Source organism: Saccharomonospora azurea NA-128, from assembly GCF_000231055.2.
Classification (GTDB): Bacteria; Actinomycetota; Actinomycetes; order Mycobacteriales; family Pseudonocardiaceae; genus Saccharomonospora; species Saccharomonospora azurea.
Window position 1 is genome coordinate 1218982 of sequence record NZ_CM001466.1, and the last position, 20982, is coordinate 1239963.

19 protein-coding genes are annotated in these 20982 nt (G+C 70.6%); 10 read left to right on the forward strand and 9 right to left on the reverse strand.

The window, feature by feature from the left end; translation table 11 throughout:
• The first annotated feature begins 211 nt into the window (after positions 1-211).
• A complete protein-coding gene (locus SACAZDRAFT_RS05465) occupies positions 212-1594 on the forward strand; it encodes an RNA polymerase sigma factor (protein WP_269726602.1) in 1383 nt (460 codons plus the stop codon).
• Between the two features lie 16 nt (positions 1595-1610).
• Here the strand turns inward: SACAZDRAFT_RS05465 and SACAZDRAFT_RS05470 are convergent, their stop codons facing one another.
• Complete coding sequence (locus tag SACAZDRAFT_RS05470; protein ID WP_157607077.1) at positions 1611-2456, reverse strand: EamA family transporter; 846 nt, start codon at positions 2454-2456, stop codon at positions 1611-1613.
• Between the two features lie 360 nt (positions 2457-2816).
• Between SACAZDRAFT_RS05470 and SACAZDRAFT_RS05475 the strand changes: the two genes are divergently transcribed.
• On the forward strand, positions 2817-2996 hold the full coding sequence (locus tag SACAZDRAFT_RS05475; RefSeq protein ID WP_005439446.1) for a DUF7455 domain-containing protein: 180 nt from the start codon (positions 2817-2819) through the stop codon (positions 2994-2996).
• A gap of 103 nt (positions 2997-3099) precedes the next feature.
• Here the strand turns inward: SACAZDRAFT_RS05475 and SACAZDRAFT_RS05480 are convergent, their stop codons facing one another.
• The 5 genes from SACAZDRAFT_RS05480 to SACAZDRAFT_RS05500 all read right to left on the reverse strand — a co-directional run bounded on the left by SACAZDRAFT_RS05480 (position 3100) and on the right by SACAZDRAFT_RS05500 (position 9596).
• Complete coding sequence (locus tag SACAZDRAFT_RS05480; RefSeq protein ID WP_005439456.1) at positions 3100-4269, reverse strand: ROK family transcriptional regulator; 1170 nt, start codon at positions 4267-4269, stop codon at positions 3100-3102.
• Between the two features lie 25 nt (positions 4270-4294).
• Positions 4295-5713, reverse strand: coding sequence for a sugar ABC transporter permease (locus SACAZDRAFT_RS05485; RefSeq protein ID WP_005439458.1), 1419 nt, complete (start codon positions 5711-5713; stop codon positions 4295-4297).
• 27 nt (positions 5714-5740) lie between these two features.
• The gene (locus SACAZDRAFT_RS05490; RefSeq protein ID WP_005439459.1) at positions 5741-6538 is read right to left on the reverse strand and encodes an ATP-binding cassette domain-containing protein; all 798 of its coding nucleotides are present in this window, start codon (positions 6536-6538) and stop codon (positions 5741-5743) included.
• 7 nt (positions 6539-6545) lie between these two features.
• On the reverse strand, positions 6546-7685 hold the full coding sequence (locus SACAZDRAFT_RS05495; RefSeq protein WP_005439460.1) for a sugar ABC transporter substrate-binding protein: 1140 nt from the start codon (positions 7683-7685) through the stop codon (positions 6546-6548).
• Positions 7686-7832: 147 nt separating this feature from the next.
• Positions 7833-9596 (reverse strand): DEAD/DEAH box helicase, encoded by a 1764-nt coding sequence (locus SACAZDRAFT_RS05500; RefSeq protein WP_005439461.1) that lies wholly within the window; start codon positions 9594-9596, stop codon positions 7833-7835.
• 195 nt (positions 9597-9791) lie between these two features.
• Between SACAZDRAFT_RS05500 and SACAZDRAFT_RS05505 the strand changes: the two genes are divergently transcribed.
• Positions 9792-11054 carry a YihY/virulence factor BrkB family protein gene (locus tag SACAZDRAFT_RS05505; RefSeq protein ID WP_005439462.1) on the forward strand — a complete coding sequence of 421 codons (1263 nt, stop codon included), beginning with the start codon at positions 9792-9794 and terminating at the stop codon, positions 11052-11054.
• A 19-nt stretch (positions 11055-11073) separates the two neighbouring features.
• Here the strand turns inward: SACAZDRAFT_RS05505 and SACAZDRAFT_RS05510 are convergent, their stop codons facing one another.
• A complete protein-coding gene (locus SACAZDRAFT_RS05510; RefSeq protein WP_176662549.1) occupies positions 11074-11331 on the reverse strand; it encodes a DUF3039 domain-containing protein in 258 nt (85 codons plus the stop codon).
• A gap of 8 nt (positions 11332-11339) precedes the next feature.
• Here SACAZDRAFT_RS05510 and SACAZDRAFT_RS05515 point away from each other — a divergent pair, with 8 nt between their 5' ends.
• The gene (locus SACAZDRAFT_RS05515) at positions 11340-12308 is read left to right on the forward strand and encodes a pseudouridine-5'-phosphate glycosidase (RefSeq protein WP_176662550.1); all 969 of its coding nucleotides are present in this window, start codon (positions 11340-11342) and stop codon (positions 12306-12308) included.
• Entirely contained in the window at positions 12305-13171 is an 867-nt protein-coding gene (locus SACAZDRAFT_RS05520) for a carbohydrate kinase family protein (protein ID WP_005439468.1), read from the forward strand. Before SACAZDRAFT_RS05515 ends, SACAZDRAFT_RS05520 begins: the two co-directional genes overlap by 4 nt.
• A gap of 62 nt (positions 13172-13233) precedes the next feature.
• Here SACAZDRAFT_RS05520 and SACAZDRAFT_RS05525 read toward each other — a convergent pair whose 3' ends face one another.
• Positions 13234-13590, reverse strand: a complete 357-nt coding sequence (locus SACAZDRAFT_RS05525; RefSeq protein WP_005439470.1) for a DUF3099 domain-containing protein — start codon at positions 13588-13590, stop codon at positions 13234-13236.
• 163 nt (positions 13591-13753) lie between these two features.
• Between SACAZDRAFT_RS05525 and SACAZDRAFT_RS05530 the strand changes: the two genes are divergently transcribed.
• The 4 genes from SACAZDRAFT_RS05530 (at position 13754) to SACAZDRAFT_RS05550 (ending at position 19156) form a co-directional block, all read left to right on the forward strand.
• On the forward strand, positions 13754-15247 hold the full coding sequence (locus tag SACAZDRAFT_RS05530; protein ID WP_005439477.1) for a DUF7782 domain-containing protein: 1494 nt from the start codon (positions 13754-13756) through the stop codon (positions 15245-15247).
• Positions 15244-15669, forward strand: a complete 426-nt coding sequence (gene dtd, locus SACAZDRAFT_RS05535) for a D-aminoacyl-tRNA deacylase (protein ID WP_005439478.1) — start codon at positions 15244-15246, stop codon at positions 15667-15669. Before SACAZDRAFT_RS05530 ends, dtd begins: the two co-directional genes overlap by 4 nt.
• A 331-nt stretch (positions 15670-16000) precedes the next feature.
• Positions 16001-17032, forward strand: a complete 1032-nt coding sequence (locus SACAZDRAFT_RS05540) for a sigma-70 family RNA polymerase sigma factor (RefSeq protein ID WP_005439479.1) — start codon at positions 16001-16003, stop codon at positions 17030-17032.
• Positions 17033-17449: 417 nt separating this feature from the next.
• The gene (locus SACAZDRAFT_RS05550) at positions 17450-19156 is read left to right on the forward strand and encodes a fumarate hydratase (RefSeq protein ID WP_005439480.1); all 1707 of its coding nucleotides are present in this window, start codon (positions 17450-17452) and stop codon (positions 19154-19156) included.
• Positions 19157-19223: 67 nt separating this feature from the next.
• Here the strand turns inward: SACAZDRAFT_RS05550 and SACAZDRAFT_RS05555 are convergent, their stop codons facing one another.
• On the reverse strand, positions 19224-19670 hold the full coding sequence (locus SACAZDRAFT_RS05555; RefSeq protein ID WP_005439481.1) for a hypothetical protein: 447 nt from the start codon (positions 19668-19670) through the stop codon (positions 19224-19226).
• Positions 19671-19728: 58 nt separating this feature from the next.
• Between SACAZDRAFT_RS05555 and SACAZDRAFT_RS05560 the strand changes: the two genes are divergently transcribed.
• Positions 19729-20976: an APC family permease gene (locus SACAZDRAFT_RS05560; protein ID WP_005439482.1), complete on the forward strand. Its 1248-nt coding sequence runs from the start codon at positions 19729-19731 to the stop codon at positions 20974-20976.
• The last annotated feature ends 6 nt before the right edge of the window (positions 20977-20982 follow it).

The following is a 20982-nucleotide window of genomic DNA, read 5'->3' on the forward strand; positions in this document are numbered from 1 at the left end:
TCGAGGAGGCGGCGGCCACCGCGCGGCGCGCCGCGGAGGGCCCCGCAACGTGATCGCGGGTGCGACGACGACCGCCGCCGTCGTTACAATGGAACACGGCTCTCGGCTGCGGGAGACAAAACCGCAGGCCGGGTCAAAGTTTCCCGAACCTGAGGCAGCCGGGACCCTCACGTCTCGGTTCGTCGTGACCGACCGCTGCGAAAGGGCGTACGTGGCAGCCGCAAAGACCGCAACCCGAAGCGGGACGAAGACATCGAGCGCCGCCGAACCGACGACTGCCGACGACCAGACGGCGTCCGTCGACGGGACGGCCACGCCGGACACGAAGTCGTCGGGTCGCAAGACGGCCGCGAAGAAGGCGCCCGCGAAGTCCCGCAAGACCACCACCGCCAAGGACAAGACCAAGACGACGCGGGCCAAGAGCACCAAGGGCGCGAAGGGCAAGGCCAAGACCTCCGCCGACGGCGCGGACGTCGACGGCGCCGAGCTCGAGGACGTCGACCTGTCGGACCTCGACGTTGACGCGGTCGAGGTCGACGTCGTCGATGCGACGGTGACCGAGGACTCGGACGAGTCCGACGACTCGGGCAACAACCGCAACGACCCCGACTTCGTCTGGGACGAGGAGGAGTCCGAGGCGCTGCGGCAGGCGCGCAAGGACGCGGAGCTGACCGCGTCCGCCGACTCCGTCCGCGCGTACCTCAAGCAGATCGGCAAGGTCGCGCTGCTCAACGCGGAGGAGGAGGTGGAGCTCGCCAAGCGCATCGAGGCGGGCCTCTACGCTGCCGAGCGGCTGCGCGTCGTCGAGGAGGAGGGCGAGAAGCTCTCCACCCAGATGCGCCGCGACCTCAAGTGGATCGTGCGTGACGGCGAGCGGGCCAAGAGCCACCTGCTGGAGGCCAACCTCCGGCTCGTGGTGTCGCTCGCCAAGCGCTACACCGGCCGGGGCATGGCGTTCCTGGATTTGATCCAGGAGGGCAACCTGGGCCTGATCCGTGCGGTCGAGAAGTTCGACTACACCAAGGGCTTCAAGTTCTCCACCTACGCGACGTGGTGGATCCGCCAGGCCATCACCCGCGCCATGGCCGACCAGGCCCGCACCATCCGTATCCCGGTGCACATGGTCGAGGTCATCAACAAGCTCGGCCGCATCCAGCGCGAGCTGCTGCAGGACCTGGGCCGCGAGCCCACTCCCGAGGAACTCGCCAAGGAGATGGACATCTCCCCCGAGAAGGTCCTCGAGATCCAGCAGTACGCGCGCGAGCCGATCTCGCTCGACCAGACGATCGGCGACGAGGGCGACTCGCAGCTCGGTGACTTCATCGAGGACAGCGAGGCCGTCGTGGCCGTCGACGCCGTGTCGTTCACGCTGCTGCAGGACCAGCTGCAGTCGGTACTGCAGACGCTGTCCGAGCGTGAGGCCGGCGTGGTGCGCCTGCGGTTCGGGCTCACCGACGGCCAGCCGCGCACCCTGGACGAGATCGGCCAGGTCTACGGCGTGACCCGGGAGCGCATCCGGCAGATCGAGTCGAAGACCATGTCGAAGCTGCGCCACCCGTCCCGGTCGCAGGTCCTGCGCGACTATCTGGACTGACGCACCAACCAGCCGGTCACGATTCGGGGCCGGGAAGATCGTCCGACGCCCGGCGATCTTCCCGGCCCCGGCTCATGCGCCGGGTGCGCGTGCCGGCACCCGAACGCAACGCCACTCCCACCATCACGGCGAGGATGCCGAGTGCCTCGACGAGCGTCGGCACCTGACCCAGCACCACGAATCCGATGACCGCCGCGGTCACCGGCAACAGGGCGAGCAACAGGGCGAACCGGGCCTGCCCCAGACGTCGCAGCACCACTTGGTCCAGCACGTAGGGAACGACCGTCGACAGCAGGGCCACACCGACGGCGAAGGCCAGGAGGTCGGGCTGGCCCCACACGGCCGTCGTGCCGAGCGCCAGCGGTGAGAGCACCACCGTGGCGACGACGAATCCGACCGCCAAGCCGTCCACGCCGTTGCCCGCGAGCGCGACGCGGCTGCCGAGCACGATGTAGCCCGCCCATGCCGCCGCCGCGCCGAGTGCGAACGCGACGCCGCTCGGACTGCCCGCCCATTGGACGTCGGCAATCAGGACGACACCCAGCGTGACAGCGGCGACCGCCGCGAAGTCCCTCGCTCCACGCGAGCCGAGCGCGGCGACGAGAACGGGACCGGCGAACTCGATGGCCACCACGGTGCCCAACGGCAACCGCGCGATGGCCTCGTAGAAGAGCACGTTCATCCCGGCTGTGACGACCCCGAAGGTGCCCGCGAGCAGCAACGCGCGTCCCCGCCACGCGGGTCGCCCCGGTCGCCGCCACAGCAGCAGGATGAGGGCCGCCCCGAGGCAGCGCAGCCAGGCGACTCCGGCCGGCGTGGCGACGTCGAAGATCCAGACCGCGAGCGCCGCGCCGACGTACATCGAAATTCCGCTGAGAACGAACAGGACCGGCGCGGGAAGGGCGTTCAGTGCCCGCCGAACGGGAGGATTCGTCACGCGGCCCTATGGTGCCCGAGCGGACGAAACCCGTGGTCACCGGGGTGGTTTCGGCGGGAATGGCCCGGTTTCCAGCCCCTTTTCGACCCCTTTCCGGCCACGCTGCGACATTCGGTGTAATCCGGCGTGACACGGGTCCCACAGGGCCTGGGAACACTTGCGAGAGCCAAAACGTCTGCAAGAGTGGAGGCAGCGCACCACCGCGATCAGGCGGTAGGTCCGACCACGGTGGTGGTGGCTGAACGATGGCATCGGCCGGCGATGCCGGGACGGAGGGAGACTCCAATGACAACGACGACGCTCACCCGCCCCGAACTGACCGCTGCGGACCGTTGTGACCGTTGCGGAGCAGCCGCAAAGATGCGTGCCGTTCTCCCGAACGGCGGAGAGCTTCTGTTCTGTGGCCACCACGGCCGGGAGTACGAGGCCAAGCTGAAGGAGCTGGACGCCGACATCCAGCGCTGACGCTGTCACCCAGCCAAGCACGGAGTGTGAGCGGGGGCGGAGATCCTGAAACGGGATTTTCGCCCCCGTCGTCATGTGCGAGTCAGCGCGGTGCCGCCGGGCGTCACACCGTGTCCATGATCTCTTCGAAGGCGACCTCCGCCGCGCCGAGGAGCTTGGCGTCGCGCCCGAGTGTCGAGCGCTCCACGCGGACTCCTCCCATGGCGCGGCTCACCATGCTGCGGTGCCGCAGGCTGTCCGTGACGTCGTGCAGCACCGCGTCCGGGAGACCGGTGAACAGGTCGCCGAGCACCACGAGTTCGGGCCCCAGCAGGTTCACCACGTTGACGAGACCGATGGTGAGCCACTCGGCGAGGTCCCCGAGCCGCCGACGCGCCGCCGCCGGGTCGTTCGCGAGCTTGCGCAACTCCACCACGACGGCGCCTCGCGGACTGTCCTCGGGCAGCCCCAGAGCCCGGCAGAAGGCGGCCTCCCCGACTTCCGTCTCCCAACACCCACGGCTGCCGCAGTAGCAGTCGCGTCCCTGTGGACGCACGGCCATGTGCCCCAGCTCGCCCACGTACCCCGTCGTGCCGCGCAGCGCGGTGCCCTGGGCGATGACCCCACCGCCCACTCCGACGTCGGCCGAGACGAAGACGACGTCGTCGACGCCCTTCGCCGTCCCCCGCAGATGCTCGGCCAGCGCCCCGAGTTCGGCGTCGTTGCCCACGACCACACGGATCTCCAGCGCGGCGGCCAGCCGCTGTCCCAACGCCACGTCGCTCCACCGCAGGTTCGGCGCCTCGTGGACGTGCCCGTCGAGACGGCGGACCACGCCCGGCACCGAGACACCACAGGCGACCGGACGCACTCCCAGATCGGCCGCCAGCGGCGCGGTGGCGTCGACGATGCGCGTGAGCACCTCGCCGGGAGCGCGGGTCCGGCTGTGGAGTTTCCAGCTGTTGCGGCCGAGGATCTCACCGCCGAGACCGATCAGAGCGAGCGCGACGTGCTCGACCTGGATGTCCACCGCCAGCACGACCGCGGCCTCGGGTTGGGGCAGGACGAGCAACGACGGCCGGCCCGCCTGCCGCCCCGGGCGCGGCACGCGCTCGGCCACCACGCCCGACTCGGCGAGCCCGTCGACGAGGGCTTTGATCGTGCTGCGGTTCAGGCCGAGTTCGGACGCGAGCTCGGCCCGCGTGCTCGGCCCGTCGAGGTGGAGCAGTCGCAGCAGGCTCGCGCGGTTGTATCGCCTCACCTCGTCGGGCCGGGCCACAGGCGTGCTGGTCACGGCCGCAATCGTCGCATCGGCCGCGTCACCGGGCTGCGCCGGCCGCGCGCCTGCGGGAGACCGCGTCCACGGTGGCCGCGAGCAGCAGGACGAGTCCCGTCACGATCGACACGACGGCGGCGGGTTGCTGGAGCAGCCCGAGGCCGTTGGACACCACGGCCAGGACGGTGCCACCGATGACGGCGTCGGACACCCTGCCCCGGCCGCCGAACAGCGACGTCCCGCCGATCACGGCGGCTCCCACCGCGAACAGCAACGTGTTGAGCCCGCCCGCCTGCGGGTCGACGGATCCGACCTTCGACGAGTAGACGACGGCGCCCAGGGCGGCCACGGAGGAGCACACGACGAACACGCTCGCCCGCACGCGCGTGACGTCGATGCCCGCCCTGCGCGCGGCTTCCCGGTTGCCGCCCACGGCGTAGATGTGCCTGCCGTAGCGGGTGCGGTTCAACACGTAGGTCCCGACAGCCAGCAGCGCCAGCACGATCGGCACCACGTACGGCACCCCGCGGATCTCGACGGTCGGGTTCGGCGACCGGTTCACGGTGAGCAGCACGGTCGCCACCGCGCCCAGGACGGCGAGCCCGCCGACCTTGAGCGCGACCACGGCGGTCGGCTGGGTCACCAGCCCGCGGCGCAACCGCCGCACGTGCCTGCCGACGGTGACCGCGGCGAAGCCGCCCACCGCGACGACGAAGAGCACCCAGCTTCCCACGACCGAGAGGTTGCCGTTCGCCACCGCGTTGAGCACCGGCGACGTGGAGATGCCGAGCACCCCGCCCTCACCGATGAACTGCAGGATCACGCCCTGCCAGGTGAGGAACAACGCGAGCGTCACCACGAACGACGGCATCCCGATCCGGGCCACGAGGAACCCGGTGATGCAGCCGATCGCCGTACCCACGCAGAGCGCGAGCACGATCTCCACCCACGGGTTGGCCGTGAGGCCGGACACGGCGAGCACGATGCCGAGCACCGACAGCGCCGCGCCCGCCCAGATGCGCAGGAGGAGCGCGAGGACCGCTGCGAGGGCCAGCACGGCGTTGAACGCCACGAACACGCCGGAGCCCATGCCGCCGAGCAGGTTGCCGTTCTCGACGAAGTGCATCGCGAGCACCGCGGCCGTGACCCCGGAGGCGGTGCCCGCCGACAGGTCGATCTCACCGACGAGCAGGACGAACACGATGCCCATCGCGATGATGGTCTGCCCGGCGCCCTGCGCGAGCAGGTTCGCGAGGTTGTTCAGTGACAGGAAGACGTCCGACAGGGCGGCGAACACCACGACGAGCGCGACGAGCCCCAGCAGAGCGGGGACCGATCCGAGCTGCCCGGCACGCAGGCGCGCGAGGTAGTCGCGCATCACCTCGGACGTCGACATCGCGGTGGTGTCGATCCCGAAGTCGGAGATCGCCGCGCTCTGCTGCGCGGTGGGAGTCTGAGTCATGTCAGTCCTCTTGTGCGAAATGTCCGGTCAGAGGGCCGCGGTCTCGGGCCTGGCGAGTCCGAGGTCGCCGGAACGCCCCGCGGTGATCAACTCGACGACCTGGGCGTGCGTGACGTCCTTGGTGCGCACCTCGGCCACCATGCGGCCGAGGTAGAGCACCGCGATGCGGTCGGACACCTCGAAGACGTCAGCCATGTTGTGGCTGATCAGGACCACTCCGAGACCCTGCTCCGCGAGCCTGCGCACCAGGTCGAGCACCTGTCGTGTCTGCGCCACGCCGAGCGCGGCCGTGGGCTCGTCGAGCAGCACGACCGAGCTGTCCCAGAGCACCGACTTGGCGATGGCCACGGTCTGCCGCTGCCCGCCGGACAGCGCCGAGACCGGGGTGCGCACGGACTTCACCGTGCGCACCGACAGCGACGCCAGCGTGCGGCGCGCCGCCTCCTCCATGCCGGCCTCGTCGAGCAGCCACGCGCTCCCCCGCTCCCGGCCGAGGAACATGTTCTGCACGATGTCGAGGTTGTCGGCCAGAGCCAGGTCCTGGTACACGACCTCGATGCCGAGGTCGGCCGCGTCCTTGGGACTGCGGATCGCCACCTCGCGGTCCCGGAACCGGATGGTGCCCGAGTCGACGGGATGGATTCCGGCGATGCTCTTGACCAGCGTGGACTTCCCGGCTCCGTTGTCGCCGACGAGGGCGGTGACCTCACCGGCTCGCACCGCGAAGTCCACGTCGTGCAACACGTGCACGGGACCGAAGCTCTTGTTGACGCCGCGCAGGTCGAGCACGGCCTCGGGGACGTCCGCCGCCACGGTGTCGCTCACGGCCGCCTCACCCGATCCCGAGCTCGGCGCACACGTCGGCGAGGTCCTGCGCGCAGATCTCGTCGGCCGCGACGTAGCCTTCGTCGACGACCCGCTTCACCTCGTCCTTCGTGATCAGGTAGGGCTCCAGCAGCACCGACGCGACCTCGCGCTCGCCCTTCGGGTCCTCGCTGACGTCCTGGGCGACCGCGTCGGCCGCGGCGGTGTCACCCTCGGCGAGTGCGGCGGCGAGCTTGGCGGTGGCCTCCGCCTCCTCCTTGACCGGCTTGAAGACGGTCATGTACTGGTCGCCCCGCAGCACGGAGCGCAGTCCCTCCGCCGTGGCGTCCTGCCCGGTCACCGGCACCGATCCGTTGAGCCCGTACTTCTTCAACACGGTGATCACCGCGCTGGCGAGCCCGTCGTTCGCGGCGACGACGCCGTCGACCTCACCGCCGTTGGAGGTCAGGATCTGCTCGAAGATCCGGCCGCCCTCCTGGTTGTTCCACTGCTCGATGGGCTGGCTCTGGACGAGTTCGAGCTCACCGGCGTCGTACAGGGGCTGCAGCACGTTGCGCTGGCCCTCGTGGAACAGCGTGGCGTTGTGGTCGGTGGGCGCGCCCTCGATCTCGATGATCTCCGCGACCTCCGCGCCCTTCTTGCCGTCGAGTGCCTCGACGAGTCCCTCGCCCTGCAGTTCGCCGACGCGGACGTTGTCGAAGGACACGTAGTACTCGGAACTGCCGCCGAGGTTCAGGCGGTCGTAGTCGATGGTGGGGATGCCCGCGGCCTTCGCCTTGGCCGCGACGGCCCCGCCGACCTCACTGTTGATCGAGGCGATGATCAGCACCTTCACGTTCTGGGCGATCATGCCGTCGGCCAGCGTCGAGAACTTCTGGACGTCGCCCTGCGCGTTCTGGATGTCCGGGTCGAAGCCCTCGGCGCGCAGCGCCTCCTCCAGCATCGGCTTGTCGAAGCCCTCCCACCGGGCCGACGAGGCCGTCTCGGGCAGGATCACGCCCACCTTGCCGAGCGGGGCGGACCCCTGCCCGGCGTCGGAGTCGTCCCCGGAGGCGGCATCGCCGCCGGCGTTGGCCCCGCAGGCCGACAGGGTCAGGGCAGCACCCAGCGCCGCAGCACAGGCGCGGAGTCGGAAGCGTCGTCGCATCGTCACACCTTCCCCGGTGAGAATGTTGTGCGCGACAACATATGCAGCCGACCATGGGAAAGGAATACCTGTATCGATCCAGAGCAAGCGCCGAAACGCAACCGTGACGTGCTTCGATGCCGTGGGGGACGCTCGGGGCCGGTCGGGCTACCAGGACCGGAGCGTGGCGATCCGCTCCTCGAGCTGCTCCACGGTGGCCATCGCGGTCGGCGGGCCACCACAGATACGGCGCAGTTCGTTGTGGATCGCGCCGTGAGGCTTGCGGGTCCGGTGGTGGTACAGGCCCACCAGCGTGTTGAGTTCCTTGCGCAGGGACTTGAGGCGCTCGTTCACCGACGTCGGCCGGGGCGCGGGCGCGGGCGGCTCCTCGGCCTTGGCCTTGCGCCGAGACGCATCGGCGAGCTGCTCCTCCTGCCGCTTGCGCAGCAACGCCCGAACCTGGTCGGCATCCAGCAACCCGGGCAGCCCCAGGTACTCCTGCTCCTCCTCGCTGCCGGAGAAGACGGCCGTGCCGAACGAGTTGCCGTCGTAGATCACCTGGTCGAGCTCGGCCTGAGCCCCGAGCGCGGTGAAGGACTTCTCCTCCTCACCCCGCTCGTCGTCGGTGCGGTTGGCCGCGACGAGGAGCTCGTCGTCCCACCCGTCCTTCTCACGGTGCGGCTTGCCGAGCACATGGTCCCGCTCGGCCTCCAGCTCACTCGCCAGTTCGAGCAGCACCGGCACGCTGGGGAGGAAGACGCTCGCCGTCTCCCCCGGTTGCCGGGACCGCACGAACCGGCCGATGGCCTGGGCGAAGAACAGCGGTGTGGACGCACTCGTGGCGTACACGCCGACGGCCAGCCTCGGCACGTCGACGCCCTCCGACACCATGCGCACGGCCACGAGCCAGCGATCGTTCGACTCGGAGAACTCGGCAATGCGTTTGGTGGCCTTGGGATCGTCGGAGAGCACCACCACAGGCGGTTCCCCGGAGATGCCCGCGAGCAGCTTGGCGTAGGCGCGCGCCGTCTCCTGGTCGGTGGCGATCACGAGGCCACCCGCGTCGGGCATCCCGCCGGCCCGGAGCTGCGACAACCGCGTGTCGGCGGCCTGGAGCACGGCGGGCATCCACTCCCCCGCCGGGTCGAGAGCCGTCCGCCACGCGCGCGCCGTCTGCTCCGCGGTGAGCGGCTCACCGAGCCGCGCGGTGAACTCGTCCCCCGCGCTCGTGCGCCACGACGCCTCGCCGGAGTACGCCAGGAACACCACCGGCCGCACGACCTTGTCGGCGAGTGCGTCGGCGTAGTTGTAGGAGTGGTCGGCCTTGCTCCGCAGCGCGCCGTCGGCGTCCGGCTCGTAGGTCACGAACGGGATCGGTGAGTCGTCACTGCGGAACGGCGTACCCGTCAGCGCGAGCCGTCGCGTGGCGGGTGTGAACGCCTCGAAGACCGCGTCGCCCCACGACTTGGCATCGCCGGCGTGGTGGATCTCGTCGAGGATCACCAGCGTCTTGCGGTTCTCGGTGCGCACCCGGTGCAGCGTCGGATGGGCGGCCACTTGCGCGTACGTGACCGCGACACCCTGGTAGTCCGACGACGTCACGCCCGTGCCGTTGCGGAAGTTCGAGTCGATGGCGATCCCCGCGCGCGCCGCCGACTCCGCCCACTGGTGTTTGAGGTGCTCGGTCGGCGTCACGATGGTGATCGCCTCGACGGTCCGGTCGGACAGCAGCTCGGCGGCCACTCTCAGGCCGAACACGGTCTTTCCCGCGCCGGGCGTCGCCACGGCCAGGAAGTCCTTCGGCTTGCGGGTCAGGTACTTGGTGAGCGCCCGACGCTGCCACGCACGTAGGGGGCGGGCCGTCGCGTCGTGCGCGGGCTCGGGGGCGGCGTAACCCTGCGCGCCCTGGTGAGCCTGTGCGGTCTCCGACACCGACGCTCCAACTCCTCGACACAGGGACAGACAAAACCCTCACGACAACGACCGGTTCGCGGCCGGCAGCCGTGCCGGGGTCGGTGAGGGTGCTCCGCGAAAGCCTACCCGGAGCCCCGATTCCGATCTCGGAAAGGACACGCCGCAGGGGTGACCGAGCCGGGGTGGGTCACATGGACCATGCTTGGAACCGCGATGCAGACCCGAGACGACGGCACCACGGACGGCCCTGCGAACGGCCCTGCGGAGGGTGAGAACGAACGCCGGCCCACGCGAGGGGTCCGGCGCAAGGGTCCTGTGCGGCTACTCGGGCGCACGATGAGCAAGGCCTGGGACGGCAACATCTTCTCGGAAGCGGCCGAGGCCGCGTTCTGGCAGACGCTGTCCCTCCCGCCGCTGCTGCTCGGGCTGCTGGGCAGTCTCGGGTTCATCGGCGAGTGGTTCGGCGACAACATCGTCCGCCAGGTGCACGACAAGATCATCGCCTTCTCGGAGACCGTCTTCAGCGGCAGCGTCGTGCACCAGATCATCGAACCGACGGTCGACGACATCCTGACCACGGGCAAAGGCGAGATCGTGTCCGTGGGCTTCCTCATCTCCCTGTGGGCGGGTTCGTCGGCCATGTCGTCGTTCGTGGACGCCATCACCGTGGCCCACGACCAGTACGGGGTGCGCAACGAGGTGTGGCAGCGCATCTTCGCGCTGCTGCTGTACATGGCCAGCCTCGTCCTGCTCGTCATCGGGTTGCCGATCATCGCGATCGGGCCCGACCTGCTGCCGGAGTTCTTCCCCGACGAGTGGCAGCCGACGATCTCGTCGTGGCTGAGCGTCCTCTACTACCCCACCGTCGGGGTGCTGCTCGTGCTCGCGCTCGCCACGCTCTACAAGCTGGCGCTGCCCCGCAAGCTGCCGTGGCACCGCGGCCTGCCCGGCGCGATGCTCGCGATGGTGATCTTCCTGCTGTCCAGCGTCGGCCTGCGGGTGTACATCGCGTGGATCACCACGACCGGCTACACCTACGGTGCGCTGGCCACGCCCATCGCGTTCCTGCTGTTCACGTTCTTCATCGGGCTGGCCATCGTGGCGGGCGCCTATTTCAACAGCGCCATCCAGGAGCTCTGGCCCGCCAAGATGACCCGCAGGCAACGCCGCAAGTGGCGCAGGCTGGAGATGGAACGGCTCAAGGAGCGCATGCGCGCCGAGGACGAGGACCGCGGCAACCTCTGGCACCGCACCACGCAACCCCTGCTGCGGCCGTGGCGGGGCGAGTCCGACACGCGGGACCAGCGGGAACAGGAGGCGGCGCCGTCCGCCGACACCGAACGCGACGAGCGACGCGGGAACCACGACGGAGGCGAGGCGCCGCGTCAGACCGAAGGAGATCGGGACCCGGCGTCACCGGCCGCCGCTGCGGACCCCGGCGCGACCGAGAGCCCGCAGCGGGGAGAACCGGACTGAGCCGGTCGTCACCCGGACCTCACTCGTCGCCACCGGAAGGCATCTTCTCGAAGATGCGCTTGCACTCGGGGCAGACCGGCGACCCCGGCTTCGGCGACTTCGTCACGGGGAAGACCTCCCCGCACAACGCCACCACGTGCGTGCCCATGACCGCGCTCTCGGCGATCTTGTTCTTGCGCACGTAGTGGAACATCTTCGGAGAGTCGTCGTCCGTGGTGTCGGTGCTCTCCGGCCGGGTCTCGACATCAGGCAGCGTCATCGTACTCACGCCTTCCATGATGCCCCATGCGTTGCGGTACACGGGATGCACGAGGATGCGTACCCGTGACCAACACGCTCCACACCTCCCTGTCGCTGTCCTCCGAGGTCGCCGACGCCGTGGCCACCCGCACCCCGGTCGTCGCGCTCGAGAGCACCCTGCTGTCCCACGGCCTGCCTCCGGGCCGCAACCTCGACGTGGCCCGGCGCCTCGAGAACACCGTGCGCGAGACGGGTGCCGTGCCCGCCACGATCGCCGTGCTCGACGGCGTCGCCCGGGTGGGGCTGACCGACGCCGAGCTGGAACGGGTGTGCGCGCCCGACGCGGACCTCGACAAGCTGTCGCTGCGGGATCTGGGGCCCGCGGTGGCCCTGCGGACCTCCGGCGCCACCACCGTGGCCGGCACGGCCGCGCTCGCCCACGCCGCCGGGATCTCGGTGTTCGCGACCGGTGGGCTCGGCGGTGTGCACCACCCGCTGCCGGGCTCGGACCTCACCTGGGACGTCTCCGCCGATCTCGGGACACTCGCGCGCACCGGGGTTCTGGTGGTGTGCTCGGGTATGAAGTCGATCCTCGACATCGCCGCCACACTCGAAGTGCTGGAGACGAACTCGGTGCCCGTCCTCGGCTACCGGACCGACGACTTCCCGGCGTTCTACCTCCGCTCGTCGGGCCTGTCCGTGCCGCGCCGGGTCGACGACCCCGCACAGGCCGCCGCCGTGTTCGCCGCGCACCGGGCGTTCTCCGACTCGGGCGTGCTGCTGGCCAACCCCGTCCCGGCCGAGCACGAACTCGACCGCGCGCTGCACGACCGCCTGCTCGCCGAGGGGTTAGAGCTGGTGCGGGAGCGCGGCGTGAGCGGCTCCGACGTCACTCCCGTGTTGCTGGAGCACTTCCACACGGCCAGCGGTGGAGCGAGCCTCGACGCCAACGAGGCGCTCGTGGTGGCCAACGCCCGGCTCGCCTCGAACGTCGCCGTGGAGCTGGCCCGATGAAGGTCGTGGTCGTGGGAGACGTCGGTCTCGACATCGTGGCCCGGCACTCCGAGCCGATCGTCTACGGCGGTGACGCCCGCGCCGCGGTGACCGTCACCGGAGGTGGCGCGGGGGCCAACACGGCCCTGTGGTTGCGGGAACTCGGTGTCGAGACCACGCTCGTGGCCCGTGTCGGCGACGACGCGGGTGGTCGCCTGGTGCGGCACGAGCTGCAGGCCGCCGACGTCCACTGCGAGTTCGCCGTCGACACCGACACCGCGACCTGCTGTGTCGTCGTGCTCGTCGACGGGGACGGGCAGCGCACGATGCTGCCCGACCGCGGTGCCAACAAGCGGTTCCGGCCCGAGGACGTCACCGCGGCCGCCCTCGCCGGCGCCCGGCACCTGCACCTGTCCGGCTACGTCCTGCTGGACCCGTCGTCGCGGCCCGGCGGTCTCGAAGCCCTCGCGCTCGCCCGCCGACTCGGGCTGACGACGTCGGTGGACCCGCAGGCGGCCGCGTTGCTCACCGATCCCGCCGCGTTCCTCGACGACGTACGGGGCGTGGACCTGCTGCTCCCGAACGCCGACGAGTTGCGCGCGCTCACCGGGTCGCAGGAGCCCGAGGGCGCGCGGGAACTGCTCGGCACCGTCGGCGCGGTCGCGGTCACGTTCGGCCTGGACGGCGCGGCCTGGGTGGACGACGACGGCATCGTCACGGCCCCCGCCGAAACCGTGCCGTGTGTCGACAGCACCGGCGCGGGGGACGCGTTCGACGCAGGCGTTCTCGCGGCCTGGCTGCGCGGCGACGCTCCGCGCGCGGTCCTCACCGCGGGCGCGTCGCTCGGTGCCCGGGCAGTGAGCCAGGTGGGAGCCCAGCCCTAGCAGCGTCCGGCGGAGAGTGGTCTCGCCGGCTGCTCGCACGAGCAGTCGGCGAGGCCGCCCAGCTAACGCTCTGGTCGCTTCTCCGACGAGTCGATCACGCGGTGCGAGCTGTTCTCGATCGCGCGTGCACTGCGCTGGAACCTGCTGACCCGTTCGGACTTCCGGGGCGGACGGTCGTTGGCGATCAACACCGCCACCCACGGCAGCGGAACCGACAGCAGAACGAGTGCCATCGCGAGCCACCAGGTGTGGTAGAAGACTCCGGCGAGAACGAGGCACGGCACCCGCATGCTCATCATGATGACGTACTTGCGTTTGCGCTGAGCCATCTCATCGTCGAAGGAGAGCGCGGCCTCGGTGATCAGCACCGGGTCGGCGTGCTTGTCGTGCTCGTTCACCGCCTCACCTCCGTTCTCCATGCTCCCACCGGGTGCCCGACGCCGACACCCCGGTCGGTCACGAAAATCGGCCCCGTCACATTCGGTGTCGAGTCGGACACCCGCCACCCGGGCGGGGACTGCTGGTGCGTCGAGAGACCGCCCGCCCCCGGCTCGTGCAGGTCGCGTGGGACGATGACACACCGTGAACGATGCTTTGCCCGAGTTCTCCGCCGAGACCTGCGCCCGCCTGCGCGACGCGTTCCGCAGTGCGCGTTACGACGCCGACGGCGTGGTCGAGCTCCTGGGGCCACAGGCCCATGCCGCGCTCGGACGCGGCGAACCCGAACCGGCCTCGCGCGTGAGCCGCGACGCGGGCCCGCTGGGCGTGTTCGTGCGGCTGTTCCTGCTGGGTGAGAGCGTGCCCGCCGACGAGGTTCGTTCGGCGTTGGGGCCGCTGCCGCTCGACGACGCACTCGCCACGGGCATCGTGCGCGAGACCGGCGTCGAACTCCGGGCCGGTTTCGACATCCGCCCGCACGGCGACGAGCACGGCAGTTGGTGGGTCGTCTCCGACCTCGATCCCGAGCAGGCCGGGGTCCCGGCCTCGCCCGATCACGTGCTCGGCGTCGGGCACGCGTCGCTGAGCCTCGTCCGGGCCACCAGCAGGCGGCCTGCCGGCAGCGTGCTGGACCTCGGCACCGGCAACGGCGTGCAGGCGTTGCACGCGAGTCGCTACGCGGACCGGATCACGGCCACCGACGCGTCCGCTCGCGCGTTGCGGCTCGCGGCGGCCACGTTCGCCCTCAACGAGCTCGACGTCGAACTGCTGCAGGGTGAGTGGTTCGCGCCCGTCGCCCGACGCCGTTTCGACCGGATCGTCTGCAATCCCCCCTTCGTCGTCGGGCCCCCGAGGGTCGACTACGTGTACCGGGACTCCGGCCTCGCCGGCGACGACGCCAGCGCGCTGCTCGTGCGGCAGCTCCCCGCGTTCCTCACCGACGGCGGCTCCGGGCACCTGCTGGCTTCCTGGCTGCACGTGCGGGGCGAGGACTGGGCGGACCGCGTTCACCGGTGGTTACCTGCCCACACCGACGCCTGGTTCGTGCAACGCGACGTCGCCGACCCCGCGCTCTACGTGGGCACGTGGCTGCGGGACGCCGGTATCGACCCGCGCTCGCCCGAGGGCCGCGCGAAGGCCGGGGCGTGGCTGGACTGGTTCGGCGAGAACGACGTGGAGGGCATCGGTTTCGGCTTCGTGACGCTGCGTCGTACGGATGCGGCGGCTCCCACGGTGGTGTGCGAGGACCTGCGACACGCCTTCGACGATCCGCTCGGGGAGGAGGCGGCGGCGTGGCTCGACCGCGTCGACTGGCTGCGTGACCACGCGCACGACCTGCTCGACGTCGCCTACCGCGTGCCCGACACCGTCGCACTCGAACGGATCGACGCGCCCGGCGACGAAGGCTGGTCCACGGTCGTGCGCCGGTTGCACCGTTCCGACGGGCCCGGCTGGCAGCACGAACTGGACGAGCTCACGGCCGCGTTGCTGGCGGGCTGCCGCGGTGCGCTGCCGATGACCGACCTGCTGGAGCTGCTGGCGGCCGCCCACGGCGAGGACTCGGAGATGTTGCGCACGGCCGCCCGACCGCTGGTCGCCGACCTCGTGCGCCACGGCATGTTGGAGGTGGCGGAATGAGGGCGGTCGTCGCGCGCGTCACCGAGGCGTCGGTGACGGTGGACGGCGAGGTCGTCGGCGCGCTCGACGAACCCGGGCTGCTCGTGCTGCTCGGTGTCCACGTGGACGACACCTCGGCCCAGGTGGACACGATGGCGCGCAAGCTTCACGAACTGCGCATCCTCCGCGACGAGGAGTCGTGCGCCACCACCGGAGCGCCACTGCTCGTGGTCAGCCAGTTCACGCTCTACGGCGAGACCCGCAAGGGCAGGCGTCCAACCTGGACCGCCGCCGCACGACCCGAACACGCTGAGCCACTCGTCGATGCCGTGGTGCAGCGACTGCGCGAGCGGGGCGCTCGGGTGGAGACCGGCCGGTTCGGCGCGATGATGTCGGTGCACAGCGTGAACGACGGCCCCTTCACGGTCCTCGTGGAGGTCTGACAGCCGTCCGGATGCACAGCCGCTCCGTCCGTCCTGGGACGTCCAGGGACACTGCCTGCCCGGTCCACAGTGGCCCCGGGCGGCCCGAACCCGGTGTCTCGCTGACGAGAACGCCCAACCCCGGTCCACGCGTGGGCCCGAGCCGGGGATGCCTCGGCGTGAGGCACTCAACAGGCTTCCCCCGCTCGGGAACGATTCGGCACACCTCCGCGTTGACTGAGGTGTCCGGCCGGGGAGCCGGGCACGCGGGGTGGGTTCCACAGGCTCGCCTCGTGCAAGAAGCAGGCGTGAACGATGCACGACACGTCAGCCCGTTGACCGGGGAGGCAAGATGTCCGTCCAGACACTCGAACGAGAGGCTCGCGGTATCCGCGAACGTAGCATTCCCTCGCCCGCCACCGACGACGTTGTGCCTGTGCCCATGGAGGAACAGCCCGACCTCGACGCGCAGGGCCCCGCCGCCGACCTGGTTCGGGTGTACCTGAACGGGATCGGCAAGACGGCACTGTTGACCGCGGCACAGGAGGTCGACCTCGCCAAGCGGATCGAGGCGGGAGTGTTCGCCCGGCACATGCTGGACACCTCCGACGACCTCTCCCGGGAGCGCAGGGCGGAACTGGCGATGATCGTGCGCGACGGCGAGCAGGCCAAGACCCACCTGTTGCAGGCGAACCTCCGGTTGGTCGTGTCGCTGGCCAAGCGTTACACCGGCCGCGGGATGCCCCTGCTGGACCTGATCCAGGAGGGCAATCTGGGCCTGATCCGTGCGGTCGAGAAGTTCGACTACGCCAAGGGCTTCAAGTTCTCGACGTACGCGACGTGGTGGATCCGCCAGGCCATCACCCGCGGCATGGCCGACCAGGGCCGCACCATCCGCCTTCCCGTGCACCTCGTGGAGCAGGTCAACAAGCTGGCACGCATCAAGCGCGACCTGCACCAGCGCCTCGGCCGCGAGGCCACCAACGAGGAGCTGGCCGCCGAGTCCGGCATCGCGGAGAGCAAGGTGGCGAGCCTGCTCGACCACGCCCGCGACCCGGTGAGTCTCGACATGCCGGTGGGCACCGAGGAGGACGCCCCGCTGGGCGACTTCATCGAGGACTCCGAGGCCACGGACGCGGAGAGCACGGTGATCTCCACGCTGCTGTCCGACGACCTGCGCCGCGTTCTCGCGACGCTCGACGACCGGGAGCAGCAGGTGATCCGCCTCCGATACGGCCTTGACGACGGTCAGCCGCGCACGTTGGACCAGATCGGCAAGCACTTCAGCCTGTCCCGCGAGCGGGTGCGCCAGATCGAGCGCGAGGTCATGTCCAAGCTCCGCCACGGCGAGCGGGCGGACCGGCTGCGGGCCTACGCGAGCTGACGCGGCCACCACGGCCCGTCACCACAACAGCAGACACATCACCCGGACGGCGCGTTGACCGGCGTCCGGGTTCGCGAGACGGTCGAGGACGCGCTGACGACGGCGCGGTCTCGACCGTTGTCGTTCGTGGCACGAGGGTGGACGACGCCACGTCCTCGCGGGTGATGGTCCTCGCGGCCGGGCTCGCCGGTCGCCTGCCCCGGAAGGTCGGGTCCGTCGGGGTGGGCCCGGCCTTCCGACCCACGAACGTCCCGGACGAATCCCCACTTTCTCTCGTCCCCGACTCGACGGCTCCGCCGCTCGGATGCGACGTCGGCGGACGGTGATCTGCATCGCGCAGCGGCGTGGGTCTCCACCTGAGGCGCCGATCGCGCGATACGGTCTAGTCCCCTGACCACGCGCAACGGAGCCCGGACTGTGACTGTGACCACTCCCGGGCCGGGGTCGTCCCCGGCCCGCACCACACGCGAGTTCAACCACACCGACCTTCTCCCGCTCGGTGAGGACACCACCACCGAGTACCGGCTCGTGACGACCGAGGGTGTGCAGGTCGTGGAGGCCGCGGGGCGGCGGTTCCTCGAGATCGCACCCGAAGCGCTGACCCTGCTCGCCCGCACGGCGATCACCGACATCCAGCACCTGCTGCGGTCGTCGCACCTCGCGCAGCTGCGCGCGATCGTGGACGACCCCGAGGCGAGCGGCAACGACCGGTTCGTGGCGATGGACCTGCTGCGCAACGCCGCCATCTCGGCGGGCGGTGTGCTGCCGATGTGCCAGGACACGGGAACGGCGATCGTCATGGGCAAGCGCGCCGAGGGCGTGCTCACCGGGGGTGACGACGAGCGGGCGCTGTCGAAGGGCATCTTCGAGGCGTACCAGGAGCTGAACCTGCGCTACTCGCAGATGGCGCCGATCAACTTCTGGGAGGAGCGCAACACGGGCACGAACCTGCCCGCGCAGATCGAGCTGTTCCACAAGGACGGTGCGCGCGACGCCGACCCGTCGTACGAGTTCCTGTTCATGGCCAAGGGCGGCGGCAGCGCGAACAAGACCTTCCTCTACCAGGAGACCAAGGCCGTGCTGAACCCGAAGCGGCTCGCGCGGTTCCTGGACGAGAAGCTGCGCAGCCTCGGCACGGCGGCCTGCCCGCCCTACCATCTGGCGATCGTCGTCGGCGGCACGTCCGCGGAACACAACCTCAAGGTCGCGAAGCTCGCGTCGGCGCGCTACCTCGACGAGTTGCCCCGCGAGGGTTCCGAGCTCGGCCACGGCTTCCGCGACGTCGAGCTGGAGCAGCAGGTGCTGGAGATGACGCGCCAGTTCGGCATCGGGGCCCAGTTCGGGGGCAAGTACTTCTGCCACGACGTCCGCGTGATCCGCTTGCCCCGCCACGGCGCCTCGTGCCCCGTGGGCATCGCCGTGTCGTGCTCGGCCGACCGCCAGGCCAAGGCGAAGATCACGCCCGAGGGCGTGTTCATCGAGCAGCTGGAACGGGACCCGGCCCGGTTCCTGCCCGACGTCACCGACGACCAGCTGTCGGACGAGGTCGTCCAGGTCGACCTCAACCGGCCGATGTCGGAGATCCGCGAGCAGCTGTCGAGCCTGTCGGTGAAGACCCGGCTGAGCCTGACCGGCCCGCTCGTGGTGGCCCGCGACATCGCACACGCGAAGATCGCGGAGCGGTTGGAGGCCGGTGAGGAGATGCCGCAGTACCTTCGCGACCACCCGGTGTACTACGCCGGTCCCGCGAAGACGCCGGACGGCTACGCCTCGGGGTCCTTCGGTCCGACCACGGCGGGCCGGATGGACTCCTACGTGGCCCAGTTCCAGGCCGCGGGCGGGTCTCTCGTGATGCTGGCCAAGGGCAACCGTTCGAAGCAGGTCACCGAGTCGTGCCGCGCGCACGGCGGCTTCTACCTCGGATCGATCGGCGGTCCCGCGGCGCGGCTCGCGCAGGACTGCATCAAGAAGGTCGAGGTCCTGGAGTACCCGGAGCTCGGCATGGAAGCGGTGTGGCGCATCGAGGTCGAGGACTTCCCCGCCTTCATCGTGATCGACGACAAGGGCAACGACTTCTTCGCCGACACCTCGGAGCCGGTGCTCCAGATCTCGTTCCGCTCGTGAGCCGGCGCCGGGCTGACGCCTGGGGAGGATTCCCCGGCGTCAGCCCGCGCGGCGTCGGTGCCTGCGGTCAGTGCGTGGCCTGCTCGTGGTCGAGCACGACCTCACGGTCCCCCAGCGGCGCGTCGAGCTCCACTGTGAGCGGTGGGTAGCGCATGTCCATGGTGCACATGACGTTCTTGTCGGCCGGATTCGACTCGATCAGCGTCACGGTGACGCGTTCGCCGGTCTCCTCGGCCAGCTCCGCACTCGCCTTCGTGCATCCGCCTTCCTGGGCCACGACGGTGAGCGTGTGTCCCTTGTCGGACACGCTCACGTCGACCGGGTAACCCTCGGGCAGCGCCTTCGAGTCGATCTGGCCCACCGGGACCGGCCCGTCGTGGGGCACCTCCTCCGGGGCGCGCGACAGTTCCTGCGACGCGGGCGGCGCGTCGCCATTCCCTCCCGCCCCGCTGTCGGTGGTGTCCGCCTGCTCTCCACATGCCGTCACGGTCAGCAAGGCCGCCGCGGCGATCATTCCTCGAATCCACCTCATGTCCGACTGGACGTAACGGGGCCCGGGTTAGGTTGCATCCATGCCTTCTGCCCCGCGCCTGCGTCGCACGCTCGACACGGGCGACGCCGTCCTCGTCGGTCTGGGCTCGATGATCGGAGCGGGCGTGTTCACCGCGCTCGCCCCGGCCGCGAGCGCGGCCGGGACGGGTGTGCTGCTCGCGCTCGCGCTCGCGGCGCTCGTCGCGTACTGCAATGCGACGGCCTCGGCCCGGCTCGCCATCCGCTACCCCGACGCCGGGGGCACGTACGTGTACGGGCGGGAACGTCTGGGAGCGTTCTGGGGGTATCTCGCCGGCTGGGGGTTCGTGGTCGGCAAGGTCGCGAGCTGCGCGGCGATGGCCCTGACCGTGGTCACCTACGCGGCCCCGCAGCTTCCCCAGCCGTGGCGGGGCCTGGTCGCGGCCGGCGTGGTGGCGGTGCTCACCGGTGTCAACTACGCGGGCGTCCGCAAGTCCGCGCTCGCGACTCGGCTGCTCGTGGCGTTCAGCCTGCTGGTGCTGGGTTTCGTCGTCCTCGCCGTGGTGGTGGGTGGTGACGTCTCCGCCGCCCGCGTGTCCGCCACGACAGCAGCCGACCCGTGGGGAGTGGTGGAAGCGGCGGGGCTGCTGTTCTTCGCCTTCGCGGGGTATGCCCGCATCGCGACGCTCGGCGAGGAGGTGCGGGACCCGAGGCGGACCATTCCCCGAGCCATCCGGACGGCACTCGCGATCGTGCTCGCGGTCTATCTCGTGCTGACGCTGGCGATGCTCGCCCAACTCGGTGCGGCGTCGCTGGCGTCGCAGCCGGACCCGCTCGCCCACGCCGTGGAGACGACGTCCTGGGCCGCGCTCGCTCCAGTGGTGCGGGTCGGGGCGGTGGTCGCCGCGTGCGGGGCGCTGCTCACGTTGCTGCTGGGTGTGTCCCGCACCGTGCTCGCGATGAGCCGGGACGGTCATCTGCCCCGCACTCTGTCCACAGTGCATCCGCGTCACCGCGTTCCCCGCCACGCCGAGCTGGTCGTCGGGGCGGTGGTCGCCGTCCTCGCCACGACCGCGGACCTGCGCGGTGTCATCGGGTTCTCGTCGTTCGCGGTGCTGGTGTACTACGCGATCGCCAACGTGAGCGCCTGGACTCTGGGGGCCGGGCGGCTTCTGCCGGTCGTCGGGCTGCTCGGGTGCGTGGTGCTGGCGGTCGCGCTGCCGTGGACCTCGGTCCTGAGCGGCGTCGCGGTGCTGGCGGTCGGCGCCGCGGTGTACGGCTGCCGGACGGTGCTCTCCCGGCGGCGGTGACGCGGG

Bases quoted from the DNA above. Each gene is read 5' to 3' on its own strand.
- SACAZDRAFT_RS05525 (WP_005439470.1), bottom strand. From the start codon at position 13,590: ATGGAGAACGGAGGTGAGGCGGTGAACGAGCACGACAAGCACGCCGAC.
- SACAZDRAFT_RS05540 (WP_005439479.1), top strand. From the start codon at position 16,001: ATGTCCGTCCAGACACTCGAACGAGAGGCTCGCGGTATCCGCGAACGT.
- SACAZDRAFT_RS05510 (WP_176662549.1), bottom strand. From the start codon at position 11,331: ATGGAAGGCGTGAGTACGATGACGCTGCCTGATGTCGAGACCCGGCCG.
- SACAZDRAFT_RS05475 (WP_005439446.1), top strand. From the start codon at position 2,817: ATGACAACGACGACGCTCACCCGCCCCGAACTGACCGCTGCGGACCGT.
- SACAZDRAFT_RS05485 (WP_005439458.1), bottom strand. From the start codon at position 5,713: ATGACTCAGACTCCCACCGCGCAGCAGAGCGCGGCGATCTCCGACTTC.
- SACAZDRAFT_RS05495 (WP_005439460.1), bottom strand. From the start codon at position 7,685: ATGCGACGACGCTTCCGACTCCGCGCCTGTGCTGCGGCGCTGGGTGCT.
- SACAZDRAFT_RS05505 (WP_005439462.1), top strand. From the start codon at position 9,792: ATGCAGACCCGAGACGACGGCACCACGGACGGCCCTGCGAACGGCCCT.
- SACAZDRAFT_RS05555 (WP_005439481.1), bottom strand. From the start codon at position 19,670: ATGATCGCCGCGGCGGCCTTGCTGACCGTGACGGCATGTGGAGAGCAG.
- dtd (WP_005439478.1), top strand. From the start codon at position 15,244: ATGAGGGCGGTCGTCGCGCGCGTCACCGAGGCGTCGGTGACGGTGGAC.
- SACAZDRAFT_RS05560 (WP_005439482.1), top strand. From the start codon at position 19,729: ATGCCTTCTGCCCCGCGCCTGCGTCGCACGCTCGACACGGGCGACGCC.
- SACAZDRAFT_RS05520 (WP_005439468.1), top strand. From the start codon at position 12,305: ATGAAGGTCGTGGTCGTGGGAGACGTCGGTCTCGACATCGTGGCCCGG.
- SACAZDRAFT_RS05515 (WP_176662550.1), top strand. From the start codon at position 11,340: ATGCGTTGCGGTACACGGGATGCACGAGGATGCGTACCCGTGACCAAC.
- SACAZDRAFT_RS05470 (WP_157607077.1), bottom strand. From the start codon at position 2,456: ATGTACGTCGGCGCGGCGCTCGCGGTCTGGATCTTCGACGTCGCCACG.